Source organism: Actinomadura sp. NTSP31 (assembly GCF_041951385.1).
Classification (GTDB): Bacteria; Actinomycetota; Actinomycetes; order Streptosporangiales; family Streptosporangiaceae; genus Spirillospora; species Spirillospora napierensis.
In genome coordinates, this window is the sequence record NZ_JBGNUT010000026.1 from 107,522 (window position 1) to 121,759 (window position 14,238).

General features: G+C 72.9%; 13 protein-coding genes. 6 read left to right on the top strand and 7 right to left on the bottom strand.

Annotated elements, in window-relative coordinates; all coding sequences use genetic code 11:
* Positions 1-75 precede the first annotated feature (75 nt).
* From ACA514_RS34860 to ACA514_RS34880, 5 genes are read right to left on the bottom strand one after another with little or no spacing between them, the layout of a single operon-like run.
* Complete coding sequence (locus ACA514_RS34860; RefSeq protein WP_375045530.1) at positions 76-1,545, bottom strand: PucR family transcriptional regulator; 1,470 nt, start codon at positions 1,543-1,545, stop codon at positions 76-78.
* 47 nt (positions 1,546-1,592) lie between these two features.
* Complete coding sequence (locus tag ACA514_RS34865) at positions 1,593-1,952, bottom strand: cupin domain-containing protein (protein ID WP_375045531.1); 360 nt, start codon at positions 1,950-1,952, stop codon at positions 1,593-1,595.
* Positions 1,953-1,965: 13 nt separating this feature from the next.
* Positions 1,966-3,579 (bottom strand): N,N-dimethylformamidase beta subunit family domain-containing protein, encoded by a 1,614-nt coding sequence (locus ACA514_RS34870; RefSeq protein ID WP_375045532.1) that lies wholly within the window; start codon positions 3,577-3,579, stop codon positions 1,966-1,968.
* 16 nt (positions 3,580-3,595) lie between these two features.
* The gene (gene speB / locus ACA514_RS34875) at positions 3,596-4,558 is read right to left on the bottom strand and encodes an agmatinase (RefSeq protein ID WP_375045533.1); all 963 of its coding nucleotides are present in this window, start codon (positions 4,556-4,558) and stop codon (positions 3,596-3,598) included.
* Positions 4,559-4,595: 37 nt separating this feature from the next.
* The gene (locus tag ACA514_RS34880) at positions 4,596-6,047 is read right to left on the bottom strand and encodes an aminobutyraldehyde dehydrogenase (protein WP_375045534.1); all 1,452 of its coding nucleotides are present in this window, start codon (positions 6,045-6,047) and stop codon (positions 4,596-4,598) included.
* A gap of 1,089 nt (positions 6,048-7,136) precedes the next feature.
* On the opposite strand from ACA514_RS34880, the gene ACA514_RS34885 reads away from it, so the two are divergent.
* The gene (locus ACA514_RS34885; RefSeq protein ID WP_375045559.1) at positions 7,137-7,658 is read left to right on the top strand and encodes a GNAT family N-acetyltransferase; all 522 of its coding nucleotides are present in this window, start codon (positions 7,137-7,139) and stop codon (positions 7,656-7,658) included.
* A 48-nt stretch (positions 7,659-7,706) separates the two neighbouring features.
* On the opposite strand, the gene ACA514_RS34890 is transcribed toward ACA514_RS34885, so the two are convergent.
* Entirely contained in the window at positions 7,707-8,141 is a 435-nt protein-coding gene (locus ACA514_RS34890; RefSeq protein WP_375045535.1) for a MarR family winged helix-turn-helix transcriptional regulator, read from the bottom strand.
* A gap of 892 nt (positions 8,142-9,033) precedes the next feature.
* On the opposite strand from ACA514_RS34890, the gene ACA514_RS34895 reads away from it, so the two are divergent.
* From ACA514_RS34895 to ACA514_RS34910, 4 genes are all read left to right on the top strand, one after another.
* Positions 9,034-9,675 carry a response regulator gene (locus ACA514_RS34895; RefSeq protein WP_375045536.1) on the top strand — a complete coding sequence of 214 codons (642 nt, stop codon included), beginning with the start codon at positions 9,034-9,036 and terminating at the stop codon, positions 9,673-9,675.
* A gap of 95 nt (positions 9,676-9,770) precedes the next feature.
* Positions 9,771-10,256 (top strand): flavin reductase family protein, encoded by a 486-nt coding sequence (locus ACA514_RS34900; protein ID WP_375045537.1) that lies wholly within the window; start codon positions 9,771-9,773, stop codon positions 10,254-10,256.
* Position 10,257: 1 nt separating this feature from the next.
* Positions 10,258-11,802 (top strand): acyl-CoA carboxylase subunit beta, encoded by a 1,545-nt coding sequence (locus ACA514_RS34905; RefSeq protein WP_375045538.1) that lies wholly within the window; start codon positions 10,258-10,260, stop codon positions 11,800-11,802.
* A 46-nt stretch (positions 11,803-11,848) separates the two neighbouring features.
* A complete protein-coding gene (locus tag ACA514_RS34910) occupies positions 11,849-12,067 on the top strand; it encodes an acyl-CoA carboxylase subunit epsilon (protein ID WP_375045539.1) in 219 nt (72 codons plus the stop codon).
* Here ACA514_RS34910 and ACA514_RS34915 read toward each other — a convergent pair.
* A complete protein-coding gene (locus tag ACA514_RS34915; RefSeq protein WP_375045540.1) occupies positions 12,018-13,061 on the bottom strand; it encodes a ketoacyl-ACP synthase III family protein in 1,044 nt (347 codons plus the stop codon). The genes ACA514_RS34910 and ACA514_RS34915 overlap by 50 nt on opposite strands.
* A gap of 123 nt (positions 13,062-13,184) precedes the next feature.
* Between ACA514_RS34915 and ACA514_RS34920 the strand changes: the two genes are divergently transcribed.
* Positions 13,185-14,183 carry an acyltransferase domain-containing protein gene (locus ACA514_RS34920; protein WP_375045541.1) on the top strand — a complete coding sequence of 333 codons (999 nt, stop codon included), beginning with the start codon at positions 13,185-13,187 and terminating at the stop codon, positions 14,181-14,183.
* Positions 14,184-14,238 lie beyond the last annotated feature (55 nt).

Below are 14,238 nucleotides of genomic sequence, written 5' to 3' on the forward strand. Positions count from 1 at the left end.
AAGCCCCCTCGTACGACAGAAGTGGATGTTCAGGCCCAGCTTAAGGTGCGGGTTGTACGTATCGTCCCGGCCGGTTCAATGGATCTGGCTCCGCCAGCGCAGTGCGAACCAGAGCTCCATGCGCACGTCCGGGTCGTTGAGGTCCAAGTCCAGGAGCCCGGTGATCCGGCGGATGCGGTGCCGCACGGTGTTGCGGTGCACGCCGAGGTCGGAGGCGGTGCGGTCCCAGTTGCCGTGGTGCGCCAGCCAGCTGCGCAGCGTGCCGGCCAGCAGGGCGGGGTCCGGGGACGGGGCCGCGTCGAGGCCCGCGAGGATCCGGTCGGCGTACCGGGACGCCTGCGGGGAGTCCAGCAGGGCCATCAGGCCGTGGAGGCCGGCTCCCGCGACTACGGTCGCGCCGCCGACGCGCGCGGCGTCGAGCGCGGCGCCCGCCTCGCCCCAGGCGGGATCGAGGTCCGCGGCGGGGTGGGCGCGGCTGATCCCCGCGGGCAGGCCGGCCTCGTCCAGCGCGTGCGGCAGCTCGTCCACCGCGTCCGCGGGGACGAGCGCGACGAACGCGGAGCCGTCCTGCGCGACGAAAGGGGTGCCGAGCAGCGCCGACAGCCGCTGGACGATCGTCTCCCGGGAGCCGGGCGGCTCGTCCAGCGTGCCGCGGACGATCCGCCACCGGACGTCCGCGGGCCGGTCGAGGGGCGCGGCGAGGTCGCGGGCGAGCGCGGGGAGCCGCAGGAGCCCGGCCACGACGGCCGTACCGAGCGCCTCCGGCGAGCTCGCCTCGGAGGGCGCGGTGAAGAGCAGGGAGAGCGCCGACGCGGTGACGCCGACGAGGCCCCGGTCGGCGACGGTGAACGGGGCGCGCCGCGCGACGGCCATCGCGTAGCCGGTGGGGGCGGGGCCGAGGAGCCGCTGGACCTCGATGTTCTCTTCGGCGGTGGTGAGCGCCGCGCTCATCGGGGACCTGCTCCGGCAGGCCTGGTCGAGCGCCGCGCTCACCTCGGGGTCGTGCCGGGCCGGCCCGGCGGTCCAGGTCCTGTCCCGGTTGCGGTCCACGACCTGGACCCAGCCGTCGAGCAGGTCGGCCGTCCGCTCCACCACGGCCCGCAGGGGCCCCGGGCCCGCGGCGGCCCGGATCAGGACCGCCTGCCCCTCCGAGAGGCGCTTCAGGCCGAGGGTCTCGGCGCGGACGAGTTCGGCGTGGTGGAGTTCGACCACCGAGGCGAACGGCACCCGGGCCGGGACCTCGAGGAGCACCATGCCGAACTCGTCGCAGGCGGCGACGAGTTCGGGCGGCACGGCGTCGAAGACGGGCGTCACCCCGAACCCGAGGGCGACGACCCCGGTCTCGGTCAGCCGCCGCACGTAGTCGCGGCTGTCGGCGGGGCGGAAGCCGGTCCCGGCGAGCAGCAGGAGCTCCCCGCCGCGCAGGAACGGGGAGGGGTCGGGCAGCTCGCTGACGTGGACCCACCGCACCCACCGCTCGGACGGGTCGGCGGTGCCGAGCGGCCGCAGCCCGAGCCGGGTCAGGAAGAGCCGGAGAGGAAGCACGACGCCAACGTAGCCGCAGTACGGCCATGACCGCGCAAACGGAACATTCAGCGGCTGACGGCCACGAAAACCTTGCTCGTGGGCTCGATCGTCAACCAGTCGCCCTCGAAGCCCTGCGGGATGAAGAAGGCCTCGCCGGCGCCGAACTCGGCGCGGCCGCCGTCGAGGTCGGCGACGGCGACCCGGCCGCTGAGGATCACGCAGATCTCGTCGTAGGGCCACGGGGCGATCCGCACCGCGCCCGGTTCCCCGGTCCAGAACCCGCCCGTGTACTCCGTGGCAGGGCCGCCGAAGGCGAGGTACTCGGTCTCGCGCCACTGCGCGGAGAGGATCTCGTATCCCTCGAGGGGCGGGACGTTGGGCGTTCCGGTCTCCGGGGAGAGCCGGACGACGTCGGTGATGTCCATGGTGCGCCTCGCCTCAGCCTTCCAGGTCGCGGGTGAGGAACCGGTCGAGCACGTTGCGGACGATCCGGTCGACGTAGGGGTCGCCGACGTGCAGTGCGTAGGGCCACTCCGTCGAGCCGCCGTTGAAGACCTCGCCGCGTCCCCGCGTGAACGCCGCGATCATCCCGGCTCCGCGCATCTCCCCTTCGTGCACGTAGTCGGGCAGGTCGTCGCCGAGTTCGCGGTTGTAGGCGTACACCTCCTCCTCGGGCCCGCCCATGGGCAGGAGGCCGCCGAACCGGTCCTCCTCGCCGCGGACCGCCGGGGTCAGCGCGAGGATCTCCAGCGTCTCCGGCGCACCGTCCTCGAAGGTCGGGTACGGCAGGCCCCGGCGGAAGGTGTACTCGACCGAGTCCACCTCGAACGCGGCCAGGAAGGTCGGGGCCGCGCCGAGCTGGTCGCCGTAGTAGAGGTCGGTGCCCTCGAACGCCCAGTGATGGGGGCGGTAGACGATGAACCCGCCCGACGACCTGGGGGTCGCGACGCCGTACCGGGTGTAGACGCCGCCGAGGCCGTTGAGCCCGACCGTGGTGGCCCCGGGCCGCCCGACCGACTTCGCCTCCCACATCGTCGTGGCGGTCCGCGGCGACCGCGCCGTATCGGGATCGAGTGAGGGAAGGCGGTAGCAGTACTGCGTGGTCAGGTCGTCGCTCAGCCTGACCTGCCACTGGTAGTTCCCGCCGAACCGGGCCAGCCCTCCGCCGCCGTCCACGAACCGGTCGACGGCGTCGCGCATCTCCCAGCTCCAGTACTCGTCATGGCCCACCACGATCACGCAGCGGTAGTCGTCGAGGACGGTCTCGTCGACGTGCAGGTCATGCTGGGTGAGGTAGTCCAGCTCGTAGCCGCGCTCCTCGGCCCACCGGACGAAAAGCCGCTCGTAGGAGGCCCAGAACGCGTCGCCGTGATGGCGGCTGTAGCCGTTCAGGCGCGCCCACTCGTAGGAGGCGTACCGGGGCGCGCCGTTCATCGGCAGCGTGAGGTGGTTCGCCTCCCGCGGCGCCCCCTCCGGCTTGCGGATCATTCCCCGCGCGATCGGACGCTGCGTCGACGCGAGCGGGCAGCCCGCGTCGTCGCGCGGGTCGTCGCCCAGCCCGCGGTAGTGGTTGGCGCCGCCCCAGTCGTTGTACGCCAGCATGGTCCCGGTCGTGAGGACGATCGCCGCCTTCGGGCGCCGCCCGGCCGGGGCCTTCACCACGAAGAAGTGCTCGCGCTCCCAGAGCTCGCCGTCGCTCAGCACCGTCCGGACGGTGACGATGTAGAAGCCGGGACGCCAGCCGTCCGGGATCTCCAGCGTGAGACCGGCCGGCCAGCCGCAACCCCGGGCGTGGGCGTCGGCGGGCGCCTCGTGCCGCCCGGCGGTGACGCCCTCACGGCTCCAGACCGTCTCCGGGCGCGCGCCGTCGCGGGTGATCTCGAGGGTGAACGACGGGACGCTCGCACTCAGATGGAACGCGACCGTCTCGCCGGGGAAGTAGGAGAACCGGTCGGTGTAGCACCAGACCTCCTCGGCGTCCGGGACGGCGTACGCCCGCTCCGACGGCCAGGACCGCGGTGACCATGCGAAGGCCGGCTTCGGGTTGTGCACGTGTTTCACTCCTTGCTCATCGGGATGCGCCGGAACGGTCCAGGGCGAGCACGCTGAGCAGCTCGTACCCCACGTGAGCTGCGGCGATCCCGGTGATCTCGGCATGGTCGTAGGCCGGGGCCACCTCCACGAGGTCGGCGCCGACCAGGTTCAGCCCGGCCAGTCCCCGCAGCGTGGCCAGCAGCTCCCGGCTGGTCAGCCCGCCGGCCTCCGGGGTGCCGGTGCCGGGGGCGTGGGCCGGGTCCAGCACGTCGATGTCGACCGACACGTACACCGGCCGGTCGCCGAGCCGGGCCCGCATCCGCTCCACGGCGGCGGCCGTCCCGCCACTCTCGTAGTCGTCGGCGCGGACGATCTGGAACCCGAGCGCGTCGTCCTCCGCCAGGTCCTCCCGCGAGTACAGCGGGCCGCGGATCCCGATGTGCATGCAGTGCTCGGGGTCCAGCAGGCCCTCCTCGCCGGCCCGGCGGAACGGGGTGCCGTGGGTGTAGGGGGCACCGAAGTAGGTGTCCCAGGTGTCGAGGTGCGCGTCGAAGTGCAGCACCGCGATCGGGCCGTGGTCGCGGTGCAGCGACCGCAGCAGCGGCAGCGCGATGGTGTGGTCGCCGCCGATCGTCAGCAGCTTCGCCCCGTCCGCGCGCAGCTCGTCCGACCGGCGCTCGATGGTGCGGATCGCGTCCTCGATGTCGAACGGGTTCACCCCCATGTCACCGGCGTCCGCGACCTGCTGGGCGCGGAACGGCTCGACGTCGAGGGGCGGGTGGTAGGGCCTCAGCAGCTTCGACGACGCACGGACGTGCCCGGGCCCGAAACGCGCTCCCGGACGGTAGGAGACGCCGCTGTCGAACGGCACCCCCACGATCGCCACGTCGACGTGGTCCACCTGGTCGGTCCGCGGCAGCCGGGCGAAGGTGCCCGGATCGGCGTACCGGGGGATCTTCGTCGCGTCCACCGGGCCGGTCCTCGGTACCTCGGTCATGGGTTCGCAGCCTCCAGGAGCAGGGGTGGGAGACGGTTCACTCGGCGTCCTCGCCGAGCGCCGACAGGACGTGCTTGACCCGCGTGTACTCCTCGACGGAGTAGAGCGACAGGTCCTTGCCGTAGCCGGACTGCTTCACGCCGCCGTGCGGCATCTCGTGCACCGGCGGGAGATGGCAGTTCACGCCGACGTGGCCGGCGTCGACGGCGGCGGAGACGCGCAGCGCCCGGCCGTGGTCGCGCGTCCACACGCTGGAGGCCAGGCCGTACGGCGAGTCGTTGGCCTGCCGGATCGCATCAGCCTCGTCGCGGAACGTCTGCACGGTGACCACGGGCCCGAAGATCTCGGTGCGGCTGAGCTCGTCCGCCGCGGTCACCCCGTCGACCACCGTCGGCAGGTAGAAGTAGCCGGGGCCGCCGGCCTCCCGGCCGCCGACCGGCACCGTCGCGTGCGACGGCGCCCGGGCGACCAGCCCCGCGACGTGCGCGAGCTGGTCCGGGTTGTTCAGCGGCGGGATGTCGAGGGCGCGGCCTGCGGGCTCGTCCCGCGACAGCCCGATCCCGCGGACGCGCTCGACCAGGGCGTCGACGAACGCGTCGTGCGCCTCCTCCGCGACGATCACCCGGGTGGCCGCGGTGCAGTCCTGCCCGGCGTTGAAGCAGCCGGCGAACGCGATCCCGTCCGCCGCGGCCCGCAGGTCGGCGTCGCCGAACACCAGCACGGGCGCGTTGCCGCCGAGTTCCAGATGGGCGCGCTTGACCGTGTCCGCCGCCGACCGCGCGACGGCGCGTCCCGCGGCGGTGCTCCCGGTGATCGCCACCATCGCCGGAACCGGGTGCGCGGCCAGCGCCGCACCGGTCCGCCGGTCGCCGCACACCACGTTGAAGACCCCGGGTGGCAGCAGGTCGGCGAAGAGACCGGCCAGGAAGACGGCGCTGGCGGGCGTGGTGTCGGACGGCTTGAGCACGACCGTGTTCCCCGCCGCGAGTGCGGGGCCGAACTTCCAGACCGCCATCATCGCCGGGTAGTTCCACGGCGCGATCGCCCCGACCACGCCGACCGGCTCCCGGCGGACGGACGAGGAGCGCCCGCGCACGTACTCCGCCGTCGCCTTCCCTTCGAGCATCCGGGCCGCGCCCGCGAAGAACCGGAGCTGGTCGACGATCGGGACGACCTCCTCCCGCATGGTCAGCGCGGGCGGCTTGCCGGTGTCCCGGCATTCGACCTCGACCAGCTCGCCCGCGTGGCGCTCGACGGCGTCCGCCATGCGCAGCAGGCAGGCCATCCGTTCGCCGGGGGTCGTTCGCCGCCACCCGGCGAAGGCCCTCTCCGCCGCCCGGCAGGCCCGATCGACATCCGCGTCCCCCGACCTCGGCGCCGTCGCGTACACCTCGCCGTCCGACGGGTCGACGATCTCCATGGTGCCGCCGTCCGCAGCAGCGGCGAACTCACCGTCGATGAAGTTCCGCAGTTCGACGCGGTCGCCCATCGGGCCTCCTCCCAGTCGGCGGAACACTGTCCAGAGCACCGTTCACGGCGGCGCTCCGCCGTCATGCTAGGAACAGACCTCCGCCGCCGACTTTGTGCAGACCGACCCACGGACGCGATCCATCAGTGCAGTTCGGACAATGCCCGGCGGCGCCGTACCCGAGGGCGCGATCACCGCCGGGGACCACCACCGCGGCTGTCGCGTTTGCGGCTATGGCCCATCACCAACGGCGCTGAATGTCTCGAGCACGCGTCCGGCGAACTCGGATACCTGCGGGTGCGGGTCGTGGCTCAGATCTTCTACAATGACCAGACACTCTGACCATTCCGCATGGACGATCCCCGCAACGTGGAGTACCGGACGATCGGCGCCGGATCTTTACTTCCCCGTGCGAACAGCTCTGTGAATGCTTCTGCGGCCGCGAGCGGGGCTCCGAGCCCAAGTCACAGTATGGCGCGCATTTGTTCGTCGGGGAGTCCGCTCTCAAAGCTCAGATCGGCGATCTCGGCCAGTTCGTCCAGCGTCCAGACATGAATGCCCTTCTCCATCAGGGCGAGGATCTCGGCTCTCTGTGATCTCTCTCCTCCCAGCCCGCAGCCTCGGCGAACGTCTCCACCAACGTGACAGGCACGTTCTTCTTCAGTACGAGCCGACGACTCCGATAAGCGTTGACCGTCATCCGTCCTCTTCTCCTCCTAGCGCGCGGAAGGCCGCCCTTAGGTCGAAGCTGGTGACACTACATAGCACCGTCGGCCCGCATTCCCTCGACGCCATACTCCACCATTAGCGATGAAGGCGGCCAACCACTGCTATCCCGGTCAACCTACCCGGATGGGGCCAGAACTCGCCCGTGAGGGCCCCGCGATCGCTCATTCGTCAGCCGCAGGCGCGGGACGTGGTCGCGCGGAAAGTGGCCGAACTGGTTAAGAATGGCGGCCGGTATCTATGTGTGGCGGCCTGTGCGGGCCGGCGGTGCCACCAAGACGGAGAAGTCGCGCCGGACGCTGGAATTCCCCTGGTCGAGGCGCCCGAGGCCAACGCCCGCGGGCTGCTGTGCGGTGCTGCGGATATCGTCGGACCGTGCCTGAGATTCTTCACGGGGAGTCCGTGACGCTGCGGCCCGCGACGGACGCCGACGTTCCCGCGCTGGCCGCGGTCCGCGCGAAGCCGGAGGTGCACCAGTGGTGGCGGGGCGGCTCCGACCTCGCCGCCGAGGTGGCCCGCGAGCTCGCCGACCCCGACGGCGGGAAGCTGGTGATCCAGTATGAGGGCCGGGCCATCGGCCTGATCCAGTGGCATGAGGAAGAGGACCCCGACTACCGGCACGCCGGCATCGACATCTACCTCGACCCGTCAGTGCGCGGGCGGGGCCTGGGAGGCGACGCCGTCCGCACCCTCGCCCGGCACCTGTTCGACGACCACGGCCACCACCGGATCACGATCGACCCGGCGGCATCGAACGCCGCCGCCATCCGCTGCTACGAGAAGGTCGGCTTCCGGCCGGTCGGCGTCATGCGCCGGTACGAACGCGCCGCCGACGGCACCTGGCACGACGGTCTCCTCATGGACCTTCTGGCCGACGAATTGACCGGCCCCGCCGGCACGTCGTGAGCCACGGCGGGCCTTTGCGCGCGGGTCGCCGGCGGCGGACGGCTCGGGTCAGGCCTGGACGTGGGCGTTGTAGAGACGTCGCAGCAGGTCGTTGAGATGGTCGCGTTCGGCAGGGTCCAAGGAGCGGAGGAAGTGGTCCTGGCCGTGGGCCGCGGCCTCACTGATCGTGTCGATGAGGCGGACTCCGTACGTGGTGAGGGTGACGACACGGCGGCGGCGGTCGGTGTCGTGGGGGCGGCGCTCGGCGAGGCCCGCGGCGGTCAGCGAGTCGAGCACGGCCACGATGTTGCGGGCGTCCATGGCGGCGAGTTCGGCGAGGCGGCGCTGGCCGAGGGGCCCCTGTTCCCTGATCACGACGAGGACCGCGTGCTGGTTCTGGGTGATCCCGTAGCCGGCCAGGAAGGCCGTCCAGGAGCGGGAGGCGAGGGAACCGAGGCGCGCCAGGAGGAAGGGCGTTCCACGTTCGTAGGCGATGCCGCTCATGGGAGCCAGGCTAGTCCATCGACATAGTTTATGTTGATTTGACGGAAATAGAACATGGCTCCGGGCGCGTGACCGGCCGCTGTCATGACATGCGTCGAGGGGGGGGCACGCGGACCGCCCGGCTGGGCATCGGCGTGCGCGAGTGTGGCTGGTGGGGCGTGTGGGCGTCCGGAACGAGGCGGCGGCGGTAATACCGAAAGCCGCCCACTTCGCACAAGAGGAAACGCCTGAGCGGGTCTGAGGGGGCCGTCCGCCATTTCAGTGTCCCTCGTGCGGTCGAGTGGTGATCGGCGGCTCTTGAGCAAGGAACTCGGTGTCGGTGGGAGGCCGCATTCTGTGAGGTGTGACTCGGTGCGCCTCAGCGAAATCATCCCGTCACCGCGCGAGCGGATTCCGGCCCGGAGATTTGGCGGTGAGGCTCGGACTCGCGCGCCGGGCGCCGCGGCCGGCCGCGGCGCCCGGCGGCGGCTCCCGGCGGGCCGTGCCGGGCCCCGCGGTGCCCCGCGCGAGATCGCCAAGGGCGCGGCGGAGTGGCGGGCGAGAGGGCTTCCGCAGGTGAAGTAGGCCCTTCGAGAAGGATGCGGTACCGGCCGTGTTGACAGGTAAGTAGTGCCGAATTTCAATGGCGGCCGGCGGGTGGCAGGGCAGATCGGTGCATGTTACCGTTGGGTCGCAGACGGGCCACGGGGTGTGTTTCTCAAGCCGGTTGAACTTTCAAAAACGCAAAACGGCGGGATGGGTGGCGATGCGGGCGCCGTCCGGACTCGAACGGCAACCAGACCGCGCCGATCGGAGCCTTCATGAGAGCATGTCCGACTGAGCATGCCGCCGGATTCCCCGTGAAGGGCCGCCCCCGGCCGAAGCGGACGGCCGCCGGATCGCGGGGGCGGTCTTGACGCCGCGGACCGTGCTGATCGTCGACAGCCACACCCTCGTCCGGCAGGGGGTACGGGAGATCCTCGAAGAGGACGACGGGCTGAAGGTGGTGGGCGAGGCCGGTGACGGCGAGGACGCCGTCACGATGGTCACCGACCGGCGTCCCGACGTCGTCCTGCTCGAGGTCGGCGGGCCCGGCCCGGACGTCGTCACCACGGTGCGGCGCATCCGGCGGCAGTCGCCGGGCACCAAGGTCATCATCCTCAGCATGCAGGAGCGGCCCGAACTGCTGCGCGCGCTGCTGGAGGCCGGCATCCGCGGCTACCTGCTGAAGACGGTGACGCGGCACGAGCTGGTCGCGGCGATCCAGGCGGTGGAGGACCCCGAGCGCATCGTGCTCAGCGTCTCGCGGCGCAGCCTGCCCGAGGACGACGGGGCGCAGCCGGTCCAGCTCACCGAGCGGGAGCGGCAGGTGCTGGAGCTCACCGCGCGGGCGCTCACCAACCGGCAGATCGCGAACCGGCTGTCGCTCACCGAGGCCACGGTCAAGCGCCACCTGCGCAACATCTTCGCCAAGCTCGGCGCGGGGTCGCGGCTCGACGCGGTCAACCGCGCCGCCCACGCGGGTCTCATCGAACCGCCGCGGAACGAGCGCTAGGAGCCCCGGGCGGCCGGGCTCTGACGGGACGCGAACCGGGCTCGACGCGGGCGTCCTACGTTGTCGGCGATCGTTCGCCCAGCGGAGGGACCGCCGTGCTTCGCCAGATCCGACCCGTGGAGGCCAGCAAGTTCCGCTCGGTGATGCGCGGGTTCGCCACCGGTGTGACGGTGGCCGCCGCCGACTCCGGGGACGGCCCGGCCGGGACGACGATGAACTCGTTCACCTCCGTCTCGCTGGAGCCGCCGCTCGTCCTGTTCTGCATCGGCTCCGGGTCGCGGACGTGGCCGGTGGTGGAGCGGGCGGGCTGTTTCGCGGTGAGCTTCCTGTGCGCGGACCAGGAGCCCCTGGCGCGCCGCTTCGCGGCGCCCGGGGTGGACCGGTTCGCCGGGCAGGAGGTCGTCACCGCGGCGACGGGCTCGCCGGTGCTCGCCGAGGCCGCCGGCTTCGTCGACTGCAGGCTCGTGGACGCCATCGGTCTCGGCGACCACCACGTGGTCGTGGGCCTGGTGGTGGCGGCGGGCTGCCTCCGCGACGCCAAACCGCTGGTCTTCGCCGACGGAGGGTACGGGAGTGTCTGAGATGAGGGCCCGCGTGGCCCGGTTGGAGGCCGAGCGCCGCGCCGCCGCCGAGGCCGGCGGCGAGCGGGGCATGAAGGCGCAGAAGTCCAAGGGCAAGCTGACGGTGCGGGAGCGGCTCGACCTGCTGTTCGACAAGGGCACCTTCACCGAGATCGAGACGTTCCGGCGGCACCGGGCGCAGGGCTTCGGCATGGAGCGCCGGCGTCCGCCGACGGACGGCGTCGTGGTCGGCTGGGGCCTGGTCGAGGGCCGGCGGGTGTTCGCCTACGCCCACGACTTCCGGGTCTTCGGCGGCAGCCTCGGCGAGGCGCACGCGGCCAAGATCCACAAGATCATGGACCTGGCGGCGAAGGCGGGCGCGCCGCTGGTCGGGCTGTGCGACGGGGCGGGCGCCCGCATCCAGGAGGGCGTGACCGCGCTCGCCGGGTACGGCGGCATCTTCCAGCGCAACGTCCGCAACTCCGGGGTGATCCCGCAGATCAGCGTGATGCTCGGCCCGTGCGCGGGCGGGGCGGCGTACTCGCCGTCGCTCACCGACTTCGTCTTCATGGTGCGCGACACCGCGCAGATGTTCATCACCGGCCCCGACGTGGTGGGCGCGGTCACCGGCGAGACGATCACGCACGAGGAGCTGGGCGGGGCCGAGGTGCACGCGGCGCGGACGGGGGTGGCCGAGGCGATGTACGACGGCGAGGAGGAGTGCCTCGCCGACGTGCGGTACCTGCTGTCGCTGCTGCCGTCCGACAACACGCGGTTCGCGCCCGAGCAGCCCACGGCCGACCCGCCGGACCGGTCCTGCCCGGCGCTGCGCGACATGGTGCCGGTCGACGCCAAGGCGGCCTACGACGTGCGCGCGGTCGTCGAGGAGATCGTCGACGACGGCGAGGTGTTCGAGATCCACGAGATGTGGGGCACGACCGTGGTGTGCGCGTTCGTGCGGTTCGCGGGACGGGTCACCGGGCTGGTGGCCAACCAGCCCGCGGAGACGGCGGGGGTCCTGGACATCACGGCCGCGGAGAAGGCGTCCCGGTTCGTCCAGTTCTGCGACGCGTTCAACATTCCGCTCGTGACGTTGGTGGACGTGCCCGGGTTCCTGCCCGGGGTGGACCAGGAGCACGGCGGGATCATCCGGCACGGTGCGAAGCTGCTCTACGCGTACTGCGACGCCACGGTGCCGCGCGTGCAGCTCGTCCTGCGCAAGGCGTACGGCGGCGCGTACATCGTGATGGACTCGCGGTCGATCGGCGCGGACGTCTCTCTCGCCTGGCCGACCAACGAGATCGCCGTGATGGGCGCCGAGGCCGCGGTGAACGTGGTGTACCGGCGGGAGATCGCCGCCGCCGACGACCCGGAGGCCGAGCGCCGGGCCCGGGTCGAGGACTACCGGCGCGAGCTGATGGATCCGTTCCACGCGGCCGAGCGCGGCCTGGTGGACGAGGTGATCGACCCGGCGGAGACGCGCGCCCGCATCGTCGACGCGCTGGACATGCTGGCCGGCAAGTACGTGCCCAGGCCCAGCCGCAAGCACGGGAACCAGCCGCAGTGAGCGCCGCCCCGCGCGGGCGCGCGGGCCGGCGAGGGAGCGAGCCGCGATGAGCGCCGACTTCGAGATCGTGAAGGGCCGCCTGGACGACCGGGAGCTGGCGGCGCTCGTCGCCGTCCTCGTGCACGGGGAGCGCGGGGACGGCGCCGGTGCGGAGAAGGCCGCCGCCCCGCGGGACGCGGAGCGGCGGCCCGGGCCGCGCTGGGATCCGGAGGGGCTCAGCCCGCCGCGGCCGGCGTCCGCTCCACCACGGCCGCGGACCAGGTGAAGCCCGCGCCGACTCCCGCGAGCAGGCAGCGCCCCCCGGGCGCGAGGCGGCCGGAGGCGACCAGCTCGCCGAGCCCGGCGATCTGGTCCCCGGCGCCGAGGTGACCGATCCGGCGGCCCCAGTCCCACGTCGTCCGCTCCCGGTCGATGCCGAGCGGCTCGAAGAACTGCACGTTCATCTTCGGCAGGCCCAGGTGCGGCAGGACGAACCAGTCCACGTCGCCGCGGTCGACGCCCGCCTCGGACAGCGCGCCCTCGACGGCGCGCACCTGCCCGTCCTGCAGCCGCCGCAGGACCTCGGCGAAGCCGAGTTCGGAGACCGCCTCCTCGCGCGGCGTCTCGGCGTCGATCGGGCGGGCCGCCTCGAGCGGGGCGTCGGCGAACGGCCGCGCGCCCCGTCCGAGCTTCTCCAGGCCCGGGTCCGAGACGGAGACCGCGCTGCGCAGGACGACGGTGTCCCGCGCGTCCTCCGGAGTCCCGGTACCGCGCGCCAGGACCAGCGCGGTGCCGCCGTCGCCGCAGATCGTGCCCGGGTCCGTCCGCCAGCGGTCGAAGCCCGGCAGGGCGAACCGGTCGCCGGTCGACACCAGCGCCTTGGCCCCCGCCGGCCGGGCCGCCAGGAACGAGGCGGCCAGCTCGATCGCCGCCATGCCGCCGTTGGACTGCTGCCCCACCTCGACGGCGGGGCAGGCGTTCCCGACCGCCTCGCGCTGCACGTACGAGGCGGCGGCCCACAGGTCGTGCCCCTGGTAGTGGACGCTGGCGTGCAGGATCAGCTCGATGTCGGACGGGTCCGCGCCGGCGTCCGCGATGGCCCGCCGCGCGGCGTCCGCGGCCATCACCGGCGGGGCCTCCTCGGCGACGCACACGGCCTCGATGCCGGTGCGCCAGACGTCCTTGCGGGCGCACAGGCCCCGTCTCTCCGCGTCGGCCGTCTCGATCGGGTCGGGCAGGTGGCGGCCGATCCCCGCCACGTGGATGTCCTCGTACCTCATGCCGTGAGGGTCGCAGCCGCGCGTCAGGGAGCTGTCGAGGACGGGTCGTCGCGGCCGTTGCGCGGCGCCGGGCGCGAATGACCCTAGGCCGGATCTCGACGCGGGCGGCCTAGACAGGGTGGCATGACCGACGACCAGCGAGCAGGCGGGGGACGCCCGCTGCCGATCGCGCTGCTGATCCCCGGCCAGGGGGCGCAGCATCCGCGGATGGCCGCGTCCCTGTACGGCACCGTCGAGACCTTCACCCGCACGATGGACGAGGCGTTCGCGCTCATGGGCCCGCGCGGCCCGCACGTGCGCGACCAGTGGCTCGCCGAGCGGCCGTCGCCGGAGTTCGACGACGTCACGGTGGCGCAGCCGCTGCTGTACGCGGTCGGGTACGCGCTCGGGCGCACCCTGGTGGACCGGTGCGGGCGGCCGGACGCGCTGCTCGGGCACTCCGCCGGGGAGATGGTGGCCGGCGCGCTCGCCGGGGTCTTCGACTTCGCCGACGGCATGCGGCTGATGATGGAGCGGCTGCCGGCACTCGCCGCCACCGAACCGGGCGGGATGCTCGCGGTGGCGGCCTCGGTGCGGGACGTCGAGCCCCTGCTCGGCGCGGACGTCCACCTCGCGGCCGTCAACGCGCCCCGGCAGCTGCTGCTCGCCGGGGCGGAGGAGCCGCTCCGGCGCGCCATGTCCCGGCTGAAGGACGGCGGCGTGACGGTCCGTCGCGTCCCCGCGCGGCAGGCGTTCCACAGCCCGCTCGTGGCGGCGGCGTCGGAACAGGCCGGCGACCGCTGGACGGGCGTCGCCCTGAGGCCGCCCGCCGTGCGGCTGTACTCGGCCTACGACGCCGCCCCGCTCACCGCGGAGCGGGCGTGCGACCCGTCCTTCTGGATCGGGCAGCCCGCCCGGACCGTCCACTTCGCTCGGGCGCTGGACCGGCTCCTGGACGACGGCGACCACCTGCTGGTGGAGACCGGACCGGGGCAGAGCCTCACGATGCTCGCGCGCCGCCATCCCCGCGTGGCGGCCGGGCGCAGCCAGGTGATCGGGATGTCGCCCGACCGCCGCCTCGGCGACGACGCCGAGCGCGACGCCGTGCGGTCGGCGGCCGAACGGGTGCTGACGCGCCGCTGACCGAGGGCCCGGCGAGGGCTTCGACCTCGCCAGACGACGGAGGAGCTGGAACCGC

What these genes read in the sequence shown, in the direction of transcription:
- ACA514_RS34865 (WP_375045531.1), bottom strand. Translation starts at nt 1,952, where the DNA reads ATGGACATCACCGACGTCGTCCGGCTCTCCCCGGAGACCGGAACGCCC.
- speB (WP_375045533.1), bottom strand. Translation starts at nt 4,558, where the DNA reads ATGACCGAGGTACCGAGGACCGGCCCGGTGGACGCGACGAAGATCCCC.
- ACA514_RS34880 (WP_375045534.1), bottom strand. Translation starts at nt 6,047, where the DNA reads ATGGGCGACCGCGTCGAACTGCGGAACTTCATCGACGGTGAGTTCGCC.
- ACA514_RS34890 (WP_375045535.1), bottom strand. Translation starts at nt 8,141, where the DNA reads ATGAGCGGCATCGCCTACGAACGTGGAACGCCCTTCCTCCTGGCGCGC.
- ACA514_RS34905 (WP_375045538.1), top strand. Translation starts at nt 10,258, where the DNA reads ATGAGGGCCCGCGTGGCCCGGTTGGAGGCCGAGCGCCGCGCCGCCGCC.
- ACA514_RS34910 (WP_375045539.1), top strand. Translation starts at nt 11,849, where the DNA reads ATGAGCGCCGACTTCGAGATCGTGAAGGGCCGCCTGGACGACCGGGAG.
- ACA514_RS34915 (WP_375045540.1), bottom strand. Translation starts at nt 13,061, where the DNA reads ATGAGGTACGAGGACATCCACGTGGCGGGGATCGGCCGCCACCTGCCC.
- ACA514_RS34920 (WP_375045541.1), top strand. Translation starts at nt 13,185, where the DNA reads ATGACCGACGACCAGCGAGCAGGCGGGGGACGCCCGCTGCCGATCGCG.